Source organism: Streptomyces sp. NBC_01446 (genome assembly GCF_026340095.1).
GTDB classification, from domain to species: Bacteria; Actinomycetota; Actinomycetes; order Streptomycetales; family Streptomycetaceae; genus Streptomyces; species Streptomyces aureus.
Genome location: NZ_JAPEPO010000002.1, coordinates 632416 through 648628, shown reverse-complemented (window position 1 = coordinate 648628; position 16213 = coordinate 632416). Strand labels below are relative to the sequence as shown.

At 67.8% G+C, this 16213-nt stretch carries 16 protein-coding genes and 1 pseudogene; 11 read left to right on the top strand and 6 right to left on the bottom strand.

Going from position 1 to position 16213, the window contains the following annotated elements; all coding sequences use genetic code 11:
* From OG456_RS40550 to OG456_RS40530, 5 genes are all read left to right on the top strand, one after another.
* Window positions 1-1050, top strand: a complete 1050-nt coding sequence (locus tag OG456_RS40550) for an ABC transporter permease (RefSeq protein WP_266570752.1) — start codon at window positions 1-3, stop codon at window positions 1048-1050.
* Window positions 1043-2080, top strand: a complete 1038-nt coding sequence (locus tag OG456_RS40545; RefSeq protein ID WP_266570083.1) for an ABC transporter permease — start codon at window positions 1043-1045, stop codon at window positions 2078-2080. Before OG456_RS40550 ends, OG456_RS40545 begins: the two co-directional genes overlap by 8 nt.
* 70 nt (window positions 2081-2150) lie before the next feature.
* On the top strand, window positions 2151-3242 hold the full coding sequence (rhaS, locus tag OG456_RS40540) for a rhamnose ABC transporter substrate-binding protein (RefSeq protein ID WP_266570082.1): 1092 nt from the start codon (window positions 2151-2153) through the stop codon (window positions 3240-3242).
* Window positions 3243-3335: 93 nt separating this feature from the next.
* Window positions 3336-3656 carry an L-rhamnose mutarotase gene (locus OG456_RS40535; RefSeq protein WP_266570081.1) on the top strand — a complete coding sequence of 107 codons (321 nt, stop codon included), beginning with the start codon at window positions 3336-3338 and terminating at the stop codon, window positions 3654-3656.
* Window positions 3657-3717: 61 nt separating this feature from the next.
* The gene (locus tag OG456_RS40530) at window positions 3718-4737 is read left to right on the top strand and encodes a LacI family DNA-binding transcriptional regulator (RefSeq protein ID WP_266570080.1); all 1020 of its coding nucleotides are present in this window, start codon (window positions 3718-3720) and stop codon (window positions 4735-4737) included.
* A 101-nt stretch (window positions 4738-4838) separates the two neighbouring features.
* Here the strand turns inward: OG456_RS40530 and OG456_RS40525 are convergent, their stop codons facing one another.
* Window positions 4839-5150, bottom strand: a complete 312-nt coding sequence (locus OG456_RS40525; protein WP_266570078.1) for a hypothetical protein — start codon at window positions 5148-5150, stop codon at window positions 4839-4841.
* Between the two features lie 476 nt (window positions 5151-5626).
* On the opposite strand from OG456_RS40525, the gene OG456_RS40520 reads away from it, so the two are divergent.
* Window positions 5627-5842, top strand: a complete 216-nt coding sequence (locus tag OG456_RS40520) for a hypothetical protein (protein ID WP_266570077.1) — start codon at window positions 5627-5629, stop codon at window positions 5840-5842.
* 121 nt (window positions 5843-5963) lie between these two features.
* Here the strand turns inward: OG456_RS40520 and OG456_RS40515 are convergent, their stop codons facing one another.
* Window positions 5964-6398, bottom strand: coding sequence for a VOC family protein (locus OG456_RS40515; protein ID WP_266570076.1), 435 nt, complete (start codon window positions 6396-6398; stop codon window positions 5964-5966).
* A gap of 242 nt (window positions 6399-6640) precedes the next feature.
* Window positions 6641-7297 carry a bifunctional 2-polyprenyl-6-hydroxyphenol methylase/3-demethylubiquinol 3-O-methyltransferase UbiG gene (locus OG456_RS40510; protein ID WP_266570075.1) on the bottom strand — a complete coding sequence of 219 codons (657 nt, stop codon included), beginning with the start codon at window positions 7295-7297 and terminating at the stop codon, window positions 6641-6643.
* Between the two features lie 287 nt (window positions 7298-7584).
* Here OG456_RS40510 and OG456_RS40505 point away from each other — a divergent pair, with 287 nt between their 5' ends.
* The 5 genes and pseudogenes from OG456_RS40505 to OG456_RS40485 all read left to right on the top strand — a co-directional run.
* Window positions 7585-8352 carry a gamma-glutamylcyclotransferase family protein gene (locus OG456_RS40505; RefSeq protein WP_266570074.1) on the top strand — a complete coding sequence of 256 codons (768 nt, stop codon included), beginning with the start codon at window positions 7585-7587 and terminating at the stop codon, window positions 8350-8352.
* A gap of 281 nt (window positions 8353-8633) precedes the next feature.
* Window positions 8634-10067 carry an MFS transporter gene (locus OG456_RS40500; protein WP_266570073.1) on the top strand — a complete coding sequence of 478 codons (1434 nt, stop codon included), beginning with the start codon at window positions 8634-8636 and terminating at the stop codon, window positions 10065-10067.
* Between the two features lie 326 nt (window positions 10068-10393).
* A complete protein-coding gene (locus OG456_RS40495; RefSeq protein ID WP_266570072.1) occupies window positions 10394-11698 on the top strand; it encodes an AMP-binding protein in 1305 nt (434 codons plus the stop codon).
* Window positions 11699-11736: 38 nt separating this feature from the next.
* Window positions 11737-13209: an IS607 family element RNA-guided endonuclease TnpB gene (gene tnpB / locus OG456_RS40490; protein WP_266570071.1), complete on the top strand. Its 1473-nt coding sequence runs from the start codon at window positions 11737-11739 to the stop codon at window positions 13207-13209.
* Window positions 13210-13279: 70 nt separating this feature from the next.
* Window positions 13280-13606, top strand: a pseudogene (locus OG456_RS40485) (AMP-binding protein); the annotation flags it as partial.
* On the opposite strand, the gene OG456_RS40480 reads toward OG456_RS40485, so the two are convergent.
* From OG456_RS40480 to OG456_RS40470, 3 genes are all read right to left on the bottom strand, one after another.
* On the bottom strand, window positions 13592-14137 hold the full coding sequence (locus OG456_RS40480; protein ID WP_266570070.1) for an FUSC family protein: 546 nt from the start codon (window positions 14135-14137) through the stop codon (window positions 13592-13594). The pseudogene OG456_RS40485 and the gene OG456_RS40480 overlap by 15 nt on opposite strands.
* A 483-nt stretch (window positions 14138-14620) precedes the next feature.
* Window positions 14621-15040: a RidA family protein gene (locus OG456_RS40475; protein ID WP_266570069.1), complete on the bottom strand. Its 420-nt coding sequence runs from the start codon at window positions 15038-15040 to the stop codon at window positions 14621-14623.
* Entirely contained in the window at window positions 15037-16164 is a 1128-nt protein-coding gene (locus OG456_RS40470) for a mandelate racemase/muconate lactonizing enzyme family protein (protein ID WP_266570068.1), read from the bottom strand. Before OG456_RS40470 ends, OG456_RS40475 begins: the two co-directional genes overlap by 4 nt.
* Window positions 16165-16213 lie beyond the last annotated feature (49 nt).

The window sequence follows — 16213 nt, the reverse complement described above, 5'->3', positions numbered from 1 at the left end:
ATGACCGCCCAGCCCGTGCGGAGCGAATCCGCACCCAGGCCCACCGCGTCGCGGCAGTTCATCGACAAGGTGTTCAAGGCCCGCGAACTGGCCGTCGCCGTCGTTCTCGTCGTGATGCTGCTCGCCACCCAGATATCCAACGGCGAGTTCCTGTCCGAGCAGGGCATCAAGGACCTGCTCCTGAACTCGACGATCCTCGTCCTCGTCGCCACCGGCCAGGCCGTCGTCGTCATCACCCGTAACGTCGACCTGTCCGTCGGCTCGGTGCTCGGTATTTCCGCCTTCGCCGCGGGCAACTACTTGCAGAGCGGCGGAAACTCGCTGATCGCCGTGCTCCTGGCTGTCGCGCTCGGCGCCGTCTTCGGTGCACTCAACGGCGCGCTCGTCAGCCTCGGCAAGGTGCCCGCCCTCGTCGTCACCCTCGGCACGCTGTACGTGGTGCGCGGCATCGACTCCATCTGGGTCGGCTCCAGGCAGATCACTGCGGACGGTCTGCCGAGCGGCTTCGTCGACTTCGGCACCAACGGGATCTCGGTCGTGCCCTACCTGGCGCTGCTGACCCTCGCCGTGCTGCTCTGCGTGGGCTACTACCTTCGCAGCTACCGCAGCGGCCGCGACATGTACGCGCTCGGCTCCAGCCCCGAGGCCGCCAATTTGGCGGGTGTCCCGGTGCGTAAGCGCATCATGACCGCGTACGTCCTGTGCGGCGCGCTCGCGGGTCTGGCCGGCGCCCTGTACCTGGCACGGTTCGGCAACGTCGACTCCGCGACCGGCAACGGCTACGAACTCACCGTCGTCAGTGCCGTCGTCGTCGGCGGCGTCGCCTTCACCGGCGGCGCGGGAACCGTTTACGGAGCGGCCCTCGGCGCGCTGCTGCTGACCTCCATCAACAGCGTCCTGCCTGCTCTCGGCGTCAGCTCCGTCTGGGTCACCGCGATCAACGGCCTCCTGCTGCTGCTGGCCATCGCCGTGGACCGGATCCTGGCGCTGCGCGTCGCAGCAGTGCTGCGCAAGCAGGCCGCACAGATGAGGAGTGCCCGCCATGACTGACATCACGGCTCCCAAGCCCACAGCCCGCCGCGGCCTGGGCGGAACGGTCCGCTGGGACACCGCGGTCGGCGTCCTGCTCGTTCTCCTGCTGCTGTTCTCGTTCTCGTTCGTCGACAACTTCGGCAACGCACTCAACGTGTCGTTCCTGATCGGCAACACGCTCCCGATCGCGCTCATCGCGCTCCCGATGACGATGCTCGTCGTCTCCGGCGAGGTCGATCTTTCCGTGGGCTCGACGGTCGGCCTGTCCAGCGCCGTGATGGGCGCGCTGTGGAACCAAGGCATGGCCATCGAGACGATCATCCCGATCTGTCTCGTACTGGGTGTCGTCTGCGGCCTGGTCAACGGCCTGCTCGTGACCCGCCTCGGCCTGCCGTCCCTCGCCGTCACGATCGGCACCATGGCCGCCTACCGTGGCATCGCCCAGATCGTCCTCGGCTCCGACTCGGTCACCGACTTCCCGTCCCAGTACCTGGACTTCGGAGCCGGCCACTTCGGCGACACCTTCATCCCGTACGCCGCCCTCCCGTTCGTCGTGCTGCTCGCCATCGCCGTGGTCGTCCTGCACGGCACGCCGGTCGGCCGCTCGCTCTTCGCGATCGGCGCCAGCGAGGAGGCCGCACGGTTCGCCGGCATCCGCGTCAAGCGGCTCAAGCTGTCCATGTTCGTGACGACCGGCCTGCTGTCCGCGCTCACCGGCGTCTTCTGGACCCTGCACTACGCCAGCGCCCGTTACGACAACGCGAGCGGCCTCGAACTCTCCGTCATCGCCGCCGTGTTGCTCGGCGGGATCGACTTCGACGGCGGTAAGGGCACCCTCGGCGGTGCGATCGCGGGCGTGTTCCTGCTCGGCACGCTGCAGAACGTGATGAGCCTCGTCAACGTCTCCGCCCAGTCCCAGATCCTCGTCACCGGCGTCCTGCTGGTGATCTCCGTACTCGCCCCGCGTGTCGGCCGGCAGCTCGCCCAGGCCAGAGCGAGGAAGAAGACGGCGACGCCGCCTCTCTCGCCGGCTCCCGCCACCTCGTAGGGCAGCCAACTCCCCAACTCCCGTTCCGTCCACCGCTGTACACCGTCGTACTCCGCAAAGGCAGGACCTCATGTCTCTCAGCAGCACCGCCAGAACCCGTCGGCTCGGCATGGCGCTCGCCGTCACCACCACCCTCGTCCTCGGGGCCACCGCCTGCGGCGGCACCACCAAGGACGATGCCAACAAGGAGGCCGCCAAGTCCGCAGCCGGGGGCAAGGCCGACCCGAACGCGGCCACCAAGAAGGGCCTCACGGTCGCCTTCCTGCCCAAGCAGGTCAACAACCCCTACTTCACCGTGGCGGACAACGGCGGCAAGAAGGCGGTGCAGCAGCTGGGCTCGACGTACAAGGAGGTCGGCACCAGCAGCGGCACCGACACTTCCGGTCAGGTCTCCTACGTCAACACCCTCACCCAGCAGCAGTCGGACGCCATCGCCGTGTCCGCGCAGGACCCGGGTGCCCTGTGCACCGCGCTCAAGCAGGCGATGAAGAACGGCGTCAGCGTCGTCACGTACGACTCCGACACCAAGGCCGACTGCCGCAACGTGTTCGTCTCGCAGGCCAGCGCCGAGGACCTCGGTCGCACCCAGGTGCAGCAGATGGCCAAGCAGATCGGCGGCAAGGGCGAGATCGCGATTCTCTCGGCGGCCCAGACGGCCACCAACCAGAACACGTGGATCGACTACATGAAGGACGAGCTGAAGAAGCCCGAGTACAAGGACATCAAGCTCGTCACGACGGCCTACGGAGACGACGACGCCCAGAAGTCGTTCCAGCAGACCCAGGGCCTGCTCCAGGAGCACCCGAAGCTGAAGGGGATCATCTCCCCGACCACCGTCGGCATCAAGGCCGCCGCACAGTACCTGTCGGGCTCCAAGTACAAGGGCAAGGTCAAGCTGACCGGCCTCGGCACCCCCAACGACATGCGCGCCTACGTCAAGAACGGCACCGTCGAGGCCTTCGAGCTGTGGGACCCGGCCACGCTCGGCGCGCTCGCCGCACACACCGCCGTCGCCCTGGAGTCGGGCCAGATCACCGGCAAGGAGGGCGAGACGTTCAAGGCCGGCGACCTCGGATCGTTCACCATCGGCAAGGACGGTGTGGTCTCCCTCGGCAAGCCGACCGTCTTCGACAAGAAGAACATCGACAACTTCAAGTTCTGAGCCGTACGCAATCCGAGCCGCACACAAGAGGGGCCGGGGCCGTCACACCAGGTGCGACGGCCCCGACGCCACGAACATGCAAGGGTGATGAGGATGCGGCGAGTCTGCTTCCTGCTCAAGGTCAAAACCGATCGGATCGACGAGTACCGCCTGCGCCATGCGGACGTGTGGCAGGAGATGCGCGACGCGCTGACCGCTGCCGGCTGGCACAACTACTCCCTCTTCCTGCGCGAGGACGGCCTGCTCGTCGGCTATCTGGAGACCGAGGACTTCGACGCGGCCCGTGCCGCCATGGACGCCACCGACGTCAATGCGCGCTGGCAGGCCCAAATGGGATCGTTCTTCGAGGACCTGGACGAGCAGTCTCCCGACGCCGCGATGCGTCCGCTCTCCGAGATCTTCCACCTCGCCTGAGCGGCCGGCAGGCGCGGGGCCGTTTGGATGAGCAGTGTTGAGAGTACGCAGAGGGGAACGCATGACGGTCGGCATCAAGGACGTGGCGCGGCAGGCAGGTGTCTCCGTAGGCACGGTCTCCAACGTCCTCAACCAGCCGGATCGCGTCTCGGCGCACACCCGCCGGCACGTTCAGGAAGTCATCACCCGGCTCGGCTACGTCCGCAGCGAATACGCCCGCCAGCTGCGGGCCGGACGCAGCCGCATCATCTCGCTGCTCGTCCTCGACATGGCCAACCCGTTCTTCGTCGACATCGCGCGCGGAGCCGAGCGCGCGGCACGCGACGCCGGGCTCGGCGTGATGGTCTGCAACAGCGGCCAGAGCCCGACCGAGGAGGCCGACTACCTCGCCCACTTCGCCGAGCAGCGGGTGCGCGGCGCCCTCATCGCACCGGCCGACCCCAGCGGGCAGACCGTGCGGAACTTCCGGCGGCACGGTATCCCCTACGTCGTGGTGGATCGGGTCACCGGGGACGAGGAGGGGTGCTCGGTGGCGGTCGACGACGAGGTGGGCGGTGCGCTCGCCCTGCGCCACCTCGTCGCGCAGGGCCATCGCCGCATCGCCTTCGTCAGCGGCCCGCCGCACCTGAGGCAGGTCCAGGACCGGCGCACCGGCGCCCTCCAGGCCCTGTCGGAGGCCGGACTGCCGTCCGACGTCCTGCGCGAACTGCCCACCGAGCGCATGGACGTGGCCGCGGGCCGCGACGCCGGCGCCCGCCTCCTCGGCCTGGCCGACCGCCCCACCGCCGTGTTCTGCGCCAACGATCTGCTCGCCCTCGGTGTCCTCCAGGCGCTGTACGCGGCAGGGGTCAAGGTCCCCGAGGACATGGCGCTCGTCGGCTACGACGACATCGAGTTCGCCGCGGCCGCGACCGTCCCACTCACCTCGGTGCGCCAGCCGGCTTTCACCCTGGGCACCATCGCCGCAGGTCTACTGCTGGAGGAAACCGGTCCGGCGGCGAGGGACCACCGGCATCAACACGTGGTCCTGCAACCGGAGTTGGTGGTGCGCCAGTCGAGCATGGGCGGCCACGACGGCTAGAGCCTCTCGTTTGGATCATGCCGGGCTCGACGGGGGTCCCGACCTGCAGGCCCCCGCTCCCTGATCCGGCCTGATCCCAACGAAAACCCTGGCGGTGAGCGTCAGTTGGTCGCAGTGCCGGCCTTCGCGAGCGTGCCCGCCCGTCGCCCGGCGCCCAGGCGCGCGAGCAGTTGCGCGCCCGCCGCCAGGACGCTCACCCCGAGACCCAGGCCCCAGACGGTCAGATACGCGGAGAGCGCCGGGGTGTCCGTCGTCCCGACGACCAGTGTGCCGAGGGCTGCCGCGAACGCCGCCCCGGCAACACTGCCGCCGAGTGTCTTGAGGTTGTTGTGGACGGCGGCGGCGCTGGCCGTGCGGTCGAGGGCGGTGCCCTCCACCACGACCGACGGGAGCCCGCCGAGGGCGAGTCCCACGTCAACGAGGCGTACCTGCCGATCGGTGAGGACCGCCGTACCCCGCGCGGCTGCGGGATCAGTTCGCGGGACGAGGCCTACTTGTCCCGCGATAACCGCAACTACCCGCGAAACGTGACATTAAGGCGGTCATCCCGGAGAAGGTGGGCCAGGCCTCCAGCCGCAAGAAGAGGGGCGACAGGCCCGTCAGCCACCACTCGAAACGCCGTCTAGCGCCTTCCGGGCGGCTGAAGGCTGGCGCGGCATTGCCACGCGCTTCAACTGGACGCCCGAAAGGTATCTCGCCGGCCTTGAGCGCGGTGCCTCGACGATCCGCCTCAAGGGCCTCTGGAGAGCAGCAGATTGATCACGACGTCGCACAGGCCGTTGCCGGGGGTTGTCGCCGAACGTGGGTCGGTAGGCTCTCGCGAACGGGCCTTGAGCAGATTGCGAGCCGCGCAATGATACGAGATCTCTACAACGTCCGGGTGCGGCCCATGGAGGACATTGTCACCCCACTGACCTACGAGGAAGAGCAGCGCTTTCGGGCCGTGTTGTTCAGTGAACTCGGCAACGAGATCGCCGACCGAGGACGGGCACGTTTCCCGGCCTACACCCCGCAGGACCGTCGTCGGCTGGTCAAAGCGCGCGCCGACTCACTGCCCTGCGGGGACAGCAGGTGCTCGTCGAAGCTGAAGACCAGTGCCGCCTGAGGCTCTGCCTTGCCGGATACGAAGCACAGTCGAAGACGTAGCACAGCGGAAGACGTAGCCGCCGCTAGCCAGAGAGAGGTCCGAAGCAGACGGCTCCGCACCTCGCCGTCTTGGTGGATATTCAGTCGAGACAGAACTCGTTGCCCTCGATGTCCTGCATCACGATGCATGACTCGTTTTCCTCATCGGCGAACAGCGTTCGCACGTGTACCGCGCCGAGCGGTACCAGTCGTGCGCACTCGGCCTCAAGTGTGGCCAGGCGCTCTGCACCCACGAGCCCGGTGCCGACCCGTACGTCAAGATGCACCCGATTCTTGACGACCTTGCCTTCTGGAACGCGCTGGAAGTACATGCGCGGGCCCACGCCTGAAGGATCCCTGCAGACGAACCCTGCATCCTGCTTCTCAGGCGGCAGCGAGTGATTGAAGTCGTCCCACGTGGCGAACCCCTCCGGCGGCGGCGGCACGACGTACCCCAGCACCTCGCACCAGAAACGAGCGACGCGCTCAGGTTCTGCGCAGTCGAAGGTGACCTGAAAATGCTTGATCGAAGACATCGGCGTACCGTAGCAGGGGCGGTTCTGTTGCTCATCTCCCGGTAGGGAACTGCATGTTGACGGGACATTACGGGACGGGCATGAGAGGCGCTCACGCAGACTGCCGCCGCAACGCATGCGACTACGAACAGTTGCCCCCGCACACCGAAGCCCGCCCGAACTGGGTACTCATCATCATGATGACCCGCGCCTGACCCGCAAAGCCCCTGCACGGAGCGCTGGTTGGAGAAGTCCCAGGCTGCTCAGGGGTGACTCCACACGAGCGTGTAGCGCCAGAACAGCCGCCGTCGCAGGCGTGCGCCGGGGAGGACGTTTCTGGTTTCCCGGACGATGTCGTCAAAGGTCATGTCCGCTGAGCGTGTGCGGGCCGTCATGGAGACGGGTCGGGGTGACGGGCGGCCTTTGTTCTTCAACCAGCCCGTGGCGGCATTGGCCGACATCGCGATGACACCGAGCAAGTAGTCCACCGGGGTCCGAGCGCAGCACAGGCCGACGACGATCAAGGTCCCTCTCGGTGCGAGATGACGGCGGAAGCGGGTGAGTGCCTCGGTGAACGGCAAGTGGTGGATCGTGGCGACGCACGTGATGGCGTCGTAGGGGCCGACAGGGAACTCGGCAATCACGTCCGCCACGGTGAAGGTCACGGGAAGCGCATCAGGAGTCAGCTTGCGCGCCTGGGCGGAGATCGCCGGATCGGAATCGACTGCCTGGACGGAGGCGGCACGTCCGGCCAGGAGCCTTGCAAGGTCACCGCTGCCTGAACCGACGTCCAGAGCGCGGTGGAAGCGTTTCGGCAGCTGTCGCAGGATCCAGCGGTGGTAGTGGGCGTTGTGATCCCAGGGGTAGGTGGCGTTGAACCGCTCAAGAGCCCGGAGGGCGCGCGGGGGCAGGATCTTCATCCACCCAGTTCACCAAGTACCGGCAGCGTGCACAGCCGGTTCCGGAGGAAAGGTCAACGGGCGGCGAACGCATTGCCAGGCGCTCAAGCGTGGTTGGGACGACATCCATATGTTCTTCCAACGCCAGTTCATCTGCGGCATGCTCAGCGGCGCCGTGCGGGAGTGAGCCACGCTGCGCCCGACGTGCCGTCGCTGCCGCCGAAGCTCCGTCTCGGACTCGGACAACAACCCGAAGGCTCTGCGCGTCGTTCTCGACACCCCGCAGCCAGGGCGTAAACATAATGGCCATGAAATATGAGGCTGAAGTGGGGCGGCGCAGGATACTCGGAGGCATTGCAGTCCTGGGTCTCGGCGCGGCTGCTACGGGTTGCACCATTCAGCAGGGCCCGGAAGAAGCCGAGGCAAGGGAATCCGATCCCAGTAGTCAGTACATTTTCGGTTACGGGTCGTTGATTCAAAAGGAATCCCGGGAGGAGACCTGGCCGAAAGCCGGTAAGTGCTTCCCTGTCTCTGTCAAGGGCATCACGCGTGGCTGGTACGACCGGGTTGACACGGTCAGCTGGGGGCCCACGTATTTGGGAGCCTTTGCGGATCGCAGTGCGACCTGCAACGGCGTGATCTTCCAGGTGGCGCAAGATGAGTTGAAGGTATTCGCCGACAGGGAGAAGGGATACAAGCTGCTCCGCATCCCTCCTCGTGACATCACCATGCTGGACGGAAGATCGGCTCCGCCGCCCGGAACATTCTGGTATTTCGGAAGCACGTCGCGTAGGTACGTCAGCGAGGAATTTCCCCTTGTTCAGTCGTATGTAGATGTATGTGTGAGCGGATGCCTGGAGGTCGAGGACGAATTTCCGGCATCTCGCACAGCAAAATTTGCGCAGAAATTCTTCACCGGTACGACCGACTGGAAGACTCCATGGATCAATGACCGTGTTTATCCATGGCGGCCCTTCGTTCATGTCCCGCAGGCCAACAGGATCGACACTCTGATCCGGGATCAGTTGGGCGAAGAAATGTTCCGCTCCATCTCCCTTCCCGGCGCCGGGACCTGAGCGCTGTCCCGTAGACGCCGGAGGCCCCGGGCTGCGCACCGGCATGGCCATCGGCGCGCGCGCCTACCTGGCCGCCGCAAGACTTGCGTGGCTGTGTGTGCCGGCGATCCCGAAAGAACCGGCCCGAGCCGGCTGACCCCGAACGATGTGGCGCAGCAAGGGTTCAGTCGGGTCGCCCGATGCGGCAGCCGCGGGTCCGGGTGTCGGGACACGCTGCGGCCATGGTCACGTCGCACCGCATGCGTGTACCTTGCAGACACTTGAAAGGAGCTGACAGGCACATGACGCAAACCGCCCCCTCCACCACCGGCTCTCCCTCACCGGTGTCCCGCCGCCTCGAGGTTCTGCGCCCCGGTCCCTGGCATCGACGGCTCACGGCGATAGTCGGTGTCGGTGCCTTCTTCGACCTCTACGAGGTGTTTCTCGGCGGTGTACTCGCCGCCGCGCTCGCCGAGCCCTGGCATCTGAGCCACACGCAGAAGTCGTGGATCATCGCCGCCGGGTTCCTGGGGATGTTCGTCGGCGCCAACGTCATGTCCCTCCTGGCCGACCGTTTCGGCCGGCGCCAGATGTTCCTGGTCAACCTTGGTATGTACTCCGCGTTCTCCCTGCTGTGCGCCGCCGCGCCAGACGTGAACTGGCTGGTGGCCGCGCGCTTCCTCGCGGGACTCGGGCTCGGCGCCGAACTCGTGCTCGTCGACACGTACCTCTCCGAGCTGCTGCCGACGGCCGTGCGCGGACGGTACATCGCGTGGGCCTACACCGTCGGGTTCCTCGGCGTGCCGCTGGCGGCGCTGCTCGGGGCGCGCCTGGTGGCGGAGCACGAGATCGCCGGGGTCTCCGGCTGGCGCTGGCTGCTGGTCGCCGGCGCGCTCGGCGCCTTCGGCATCCAGTGGATGCGGCGCGCTCTCCCCGAGTCCCCGCGATGGCTGGAGGCCAGGGGACGCCGTGCGGAGGCCGAGGCTGTCGTCGCGCGCATCGAGACACTCAACGAGCCGGGGACTGCCGGCGCACGCCAAGTGCCCGCGCAGCGAAAGGCCCAGGCCCAGGCCCAGGCCGAGAGCGAGACTGAGACCAAGGCTGAGACCAAGACCGAGACGGTCCCCACCGTTCGGGTTCCCCTGCGCAGGATGTTCCAGCCGCCGTACCGCCGCCGTACCGTCATGTGGTGGATCTTCCAGGTCCTGCAGACCGTCGGCTATTACGGGTTCGGTTCCCTGGCTCCCGTCGTCCTTGCCGCCAAGGGCCATTCGACGACCGCATCACTCGGTTACGCGGCGCTCAGCTTCTGCGGCTACCCGCTGGGTTCCGCCCTGTCGATTCCGCTCATCGAGCGGTTCGAGCGCCGCACCCTCATCATCGTCGCGGCCCTCGGCCAGGCCTTCTTCGGCCTGCTGTTCGGGTTCGCCGACGCGGCCTGGCTGATCGTGGGAAGCGGCTTCCTGCTGACCGTCTGCAGCAACGTCTTCTCCAACGCGTTCCACGTCTACCAGGCCGAGATCTTCCCCACGAACCTGCGCAGCAGTGCCATCGGCATCGCGTACTCGCTGTCGCGACTGGTCTCCGTGATCCTGCCGTTCATCGCGCTGAGCGTCCTCGACGACCTCGGCGCGACCGCCGTGTTCGCCGGGTCCGCCGTACTGATGGTGCTGCTGTGCCTCAACGTGGGGCTCCTCGGCCCGAAGACGAAGGGACTGGCGCTGGACGCCATCTGAACGGTCACGCGCCGGCACCTCCGGAGATCCGAGTCAGGGGGCCTGGACACGAGCGCGGGCCATGCAAGTTCTCGTACCACCATCCCTCCCGGTCAGTGGCGCTCATTGGACCTTCTGCCGAGGGAGCTCGGCGTCCGTCGTGAGGAAAGCGCATTGCGTACATGGGTGTTGGAGGATTGGCTTGCCGAGGTCAGGGCGGCGAGTTGCTCCCCAGCATCAAAGAGGGGGCGATGTGTCGGGATCCCCGCTGTCCCGACTCTCGCCCCCTTTCGGCGCAACACGACCGGTAAGGATCCCGGTTCGGAAACTGGTACAGAAAGAAGCGAATGGCATCCATGCTCGACGGCTGCACGCCCTGGCCCGAGGAGTTCGTCGACCGCTACTGGGCAGCCGGGCACTGGCGTGGCAACACGCTGGACAACCTGCTGCGCGTCTGGGCCCTGCAGTACGGGCCGCGGACCGCGCTCGTACATGACGGCACCCGCATCACGTACGCGAACCTGAACCGGCGCGTGGACCGCATGGCCGCCGGATTCCGGCTGCGCGGCCTCAGGCCGGGGCAACGGGTCGTTGTCCAGCTGCCGAACGTTCCGGAGTTCGTCGTCACCGTGTTCGCGCTGATGCGCCTCGGCGCCGTCCCCGTGTTCTGCCCGGTCTCGCACCGCGCGTCCGAGGTGTCCCACATCGTGCACGTCACCCAGGCCGTCGGCTACGTCGGTCCGTCGACGCACCAGGGGTTCGACCACACGGCGATGGCCGGGGACGTCGCGGCCCAAGGACCCTTCCTGCGCCGGGTGTTCACCCTTGAGGAGCCAGGCGCCTTGTCCTCGTGCGGGGGCCTAACGGTCGACGCGTCGGGCTGCCACTACTTTCCGCTGGGCTCCATCGACGCCCCGCCCGAGCGGGCCATCGCACGGAGCGCCAACCAGGTCGCGTTCTTCCTGCTCTCCGGCGCTGCCACCGCGGCGCCCCAGCTCATTCCGCGTACCCACAACGACTACGCCTACCAGGCGCGGGCCGCCGCCGAGCTGGTGTCGCTCACCGAGAACGACGTGTATCTCGCCGCGCTGCCCGCCGAGTTCAACTTCACCTTCGGCTGCCCCGGCATCGTCGGCACCTTGTCGGTAGGCGGCACCGTCGTCCTGGTCGAGAACCCGGGACCCGCTGAATGCCTTCCGCTCATCGAAAGAGAGCGGGTCACCGTCACGTCGGTGGTGCCCGCCGTGGCCCAGCTCTGGCTCGACGTACTTCCCACGGTTCAGGCCGACTTGAGCAGTCTGCGTCTCGTGCAGATCGGCGACGCGCCCGTGCACCGGGCGATCGCGGAACGGATCGCCCCCGAACTGGGATGTCGCCTTCAGCAGGTCTTCGGCATGGCTGAGGGGCTAACAACTGCTGCGGGATGCATAGTCGGATCTCAACGAACGTCTTCTTTCTCTGACGTTTGGGGTGCTTGTCCCGCCAGGCATCCAGGGCTTTTGCCTCCCAAGGAGGGTTCGTCCGATCTTCTTGGGTTTGGGAAAGTCCGGGCTTTGGCGGTGGAGGTGGTAGAGGGTGCGCCAGGCGATTTCCAGCCGCTCGCAGGCTTCACCGCTGGTGATCCATCCGTTGATCTGTTCCATGATGCGTAGTGCATAGTCAATGACTGGCTAGTGAGGGGGTGTTCAGGGTGAAAAAGTTCCAGGCGCAGCCGGGCTTTGTGGTGCAGGCGTTCCGTTTCGCCCTGGACCCGAATGTGACTGAGGAATCCGCGCTGCGGTCGCACTGCGGGGCTGCTCGGGCCGCGTACAACTGGGCTGTCGGCTGGGTGACGGCCTCGTGGTGGCAGCGCAAGGCGGAAGTCTCGTACGGGGTCGCCGAGGAGGAGCTGACGCCGTGGCGGCCGTGGTCGCTGCCCGCGCTGCGTAAGGAGTTCAACCAGGTCAAGCGCACCGATCCGCGCTATGCCGACTGGTGGCACGAGAACTCCAAGGAGGCGTACAGCACCGGCCTGGCCAACGCGGCTGCCGCGTTCGACAACTACACGAAGTCGAAGAACGGCCGCCGCAAGGGCGCCCGCATGGGTACGCCACGTTTCAAGTCCAAGCGCAAGGCCCGTCTTGCGTGCCGGTTCACCACCGGTAGCATCCGCGTGGCCGACGAGGGGCACGTGACGCTGCCGGTGCTCGGAACCATCCGCACCCATGAGTCCACCGTCAAGCTTGTGGCCCGCGTGCAGGCCGGAATGGCACGCATCCTGTCCGCGACGGTGCGGCATGAGCGGGGCCGCTGGTTCGTGTCCTTCCAGATGGAGGTCAAGCGGGAGATCACCCGCGTGGCCCGTCCTGGTGTCGCAGTCGGTATCGACCTCGGGGTGAAGGTGCTCGCGGTGATGGCCGACGGTGCCGGGGAGATCCGGTACGTCGACAACCCCAAGCACTACGAGGGCGAACGCAAGCGGCTGCGGCGTCTGTCCCGTCGTGTGTCGCGCCGCCAAGGGCCGGCCGTGCACGACCGGGCCACCGGCAAGACTATCCGCCGGGAACCGTCGAAACGATGGGTCAAGGCGAACGCCGAACGCAACCGCGTGCACCACCGCGTGGCGAACCTGCGCGAAGACGCGCTGCACAAGCTCACCACCGCCGTGCGTGCCGAGTACGGCACCGTCGTGGTCGAAGACCTCAACGTTGCCGGCATGCTCCGCAACCGCCGTCTGGCACGGAAGATCGCCGATGCCGGATTCGCAGAGATCCGCCGTCAGCTCACCTATAAAGGCCGGCGCAACGCCTGCCCCACGGTCGTCGCCTCGCGCTGGTACCCGTCCTCGAAAACCTGCTCGTCGTGCAAGACGGTGAAAGCCAAACTGCCCCTGCACGTGCGAGTGTTCTCCTGCGACGCGTGCGGCCTGGTCATCGACCGGGACGAGAACGCTGCCCGTAACCTCGCCGACCTCGCATCGGCCGGCACAACCGGTACCGGAGTGGCCGGAGACCGGGGCACGCCCAGCGTGCCGAAACCGCGTGGAGCCGACCAGAAGACCCGCGCCAGCCGGGCCAGCCGCAAAGCTGACCCGGTGCGGGCAGGTGGCGCAAACCCGCCCCACAGGCGGAAGGAACCGCGAGACCTTCAACAGGACACCACCGCCCAGCTCGGGCTGTGGTGACACCGTTAAGGACCATCTGTGCGTAAACGCACGGATTGCTGAGATCTGACTATGACCTCAGCAACGGCTGCTCACTCTCACCCGGCCCACCGCTCCGGACGAGACCGTGCTCACCACGCAGGGCCGTCCCCTCTCGCCCGACGATGAGATCCGCATCGTCGACGTCGACGGCGCGGACGTGCCCGAAGGCGAGCCCGGCGAACTCCTGGCACGCGGCCCGTACACCGTGCGGGGCTACTACCGGGCACCCGACCACAACGCACACTGCTTCACCACCGACGGCTACTTCCGCACCGGCGACCTCGCGCGGCGCACCCCGGACGGCAACCTGGTGATGACCGGCCGCCCGTCGGGCTTCCCGAGGCGGGCTGACCACGACGATTCATCTGGCCACTGACGGGCAGGCCGACCGCCGGCCCTCCCGATCACCGCTGGCAGGGTCAACGATCGGCGCCCCTGCTGCGCTCGCAAGGCCCCCCGAAGGCGGAACTCCGGCCCCGTACGCGCGGCACTGCGCGGCGTGTGCTGTACGAGCTGTGGCGATACGCGGCGACGGTCTCCGCCGGCGGGGACTGGGGCTCGGCTCATCGGCTGCGCACCCTCGGTCGAGAACTCCGAAGGCTGTCTCCTCGAGACGGTCGGCCAGCAGGGCCGGCACCGGCAGTGCGGGGTCGGAGGTGGTGTTGGCCATCATCGCCATGAGCGTGACGCAGATGACGGCGAGGCTGTAGTGGCGAGGAAGCGGCAGGTTCATGCCGAGGACGCCGCCGAGCATCGGGGCGAGTTCGGCGGGACGTGAGGGGTGGAGCGTCTCGATGGCGGCGACGGCGAGAACGCCCAGGCAGGTGCCGGTGATCCGGTGGGCCGCGCGGAGCGTCGCCGAACCGCGGTCGATTCCGGTGTGCAGCACGATCGTCGAGGAGAGCACGGCCCATTACAGGTGGCCGATCTAGGCGAGTTGGGCCACCGGCGCGGCCAGGCATGCGGCGAGCGCGTTGCGTGTTGCGACCAGCAGGGCGGGGGAGTGCCGTTCCAGAGTGTGGCGCACCGATTCGCGTGTGCGGGGTCGCCGGGGGAGCCCGTGCGCTCCGGCGCCGGTGGTGTCCGGTGGGTGTGGGGGATGGTTCCTGATCAGGGCCAAAGTGCTCTCGGTGCCATGGAGGTGATGCCCCAGGCGTAGGTGCGCGGGTCGGGTAGCCGATTGTCCGTGCGCCGTGCGCCGTGTGCCGTGCGCAGCAGTGCCCAGGCGCGGTGTACCGCGAAGGTGGCGCCATCGCGTGCGGACCGGGAGACCGGGGCGTAACGGCTGGTCCGGCGGCGCCGGAGGACCGGACCACAGACCAGAGAACCGGGCCGTGGGGTGCGGGCCGCCGGCTGCGCGACCCGCACCCCACCGGACGTACGCGACCGCTCAGTCGGCTTGGTCCGGGGCCGGGCGGCGCAGGGCGACCACGTCGATCTCCACCAGGATGTTCATGAGATCCGAGCCGACCGTGGTGCGCACGGGCCGGGGATCGGTGAAGTGCTCGCGGTAGACCCGGTCGAAGCCGGCGAAGTCGCGGTGCAGGTGCTGGAGATGCACCGTGGCCTTCACCACGTCGTCCAGACCCAGCCCGGCCTCCTCCAGGACGGACCGCACGTTCCGCAGTACCTGGCGGGTCTGCTCCTCCACGGTGTCGGCGACGGCGCCGGTCTCCGGGTCCTGCGGACCGAACCCCGAGGTGAACACGTAGGGGCCCGCGGCGATGCCCTGGCTGTAACCGCCGGCGGGCGCGGGTGCCCGCTCCGTGGAGAGTGCACGGCGCGAGGCGGGGTGCGTGTGGGTGGTCATCGCTGCAGGTCTCCCTCGCGCTCGTTGACCGCGGCGTAGTGGCGGAGCTTGTCCTCGTCGACGGTGACGCCGAGACCCGGCCCCGTGGGGACCGTCAGGCGCCCCTCGCGCAGGGTGAGCGGCTCGATGATGTCGTCCGCGTGCAGGTAGTACATGGAGTCGATGGCGCGCGACAGCACCGGGGTGCTGGCGACCACCGCGAGGTGTGCGGCGGTGGCGATGCCGAGCTCGCCGCCGCTGTGCAGGTTCATACCGAGACCGAAGGTCTCGCAGTGCGCGGCCAGCGACTTGGTGGGGGCGATGCCGCCCCACTTGTAGACGTCACCGTGGATCACGTCGACCGCGCCCAGCCGGACCGCCGGCGCGAAGTCCTCGAACCGGACGACGCACATGTTCGTGCACAGCGGGATGCGGACCTTGGCGCGGACCTGGCTCATGCCTTCGATGCCGGTGCAGGGGTCCTCCAGGTACTCGAGGTCCAGCTCCTCCAGGGCGATGCCGGCGCGTACCGAGTCCGGCACGGACCACGCGGCGTTCGGGTCGACACGCAGGCTCACCTCCGGCAGGGTCTCGCGCAGGGCCCGCAGGATCGCCACGTCGCCCTGCACGTCCGTGGTGCCCTTGAGCTTGACGGCCTGGAACCCGCCCTCGCGCACCACGCGCTCCGTGTGCTCGGCGAGGGCGCCGGGCAGGTCGCCCGGCAGGACCCCGGGAGCGTCGGCGCGGGTGATGAGCGCGGTCAGCGGGACCTCGTCGCGTACGGGGCCGCCGAGCAGGTCGGTGACCGACTGGCCCGTCGCCTTGCCCATGGCGTCCCAGCAGGCCACGTCCAGGGCGGCGAGGGCCGCGTAGCCGAGGTAGCCGTAGAAGAACGGCACCATGTGGTGCCTGCGGTGGAAGGCCTCCAGGGCGAACGGGCTGGTGCCGATCAGGTCCTCGGCGAGGTTGCGGACGATCGCGGCGACCGGCCGGCCCCACATCGTCTCGCCCCAGCCCTCGATGCCGGAGTCGGTGCGGATACGCACCACCGTGCGGGTCTCGCCGGTCTTGGTCTCGAAGGAGCTCGTGAACGGGTTGACCAGGGGCAGGTTGACGACGTGGACATCGACGTCGGTGATCTTCATGTGGTTCTTGTTCCTCAGGGTCACGGTCGCCCGGGGCGACGCGGGATGG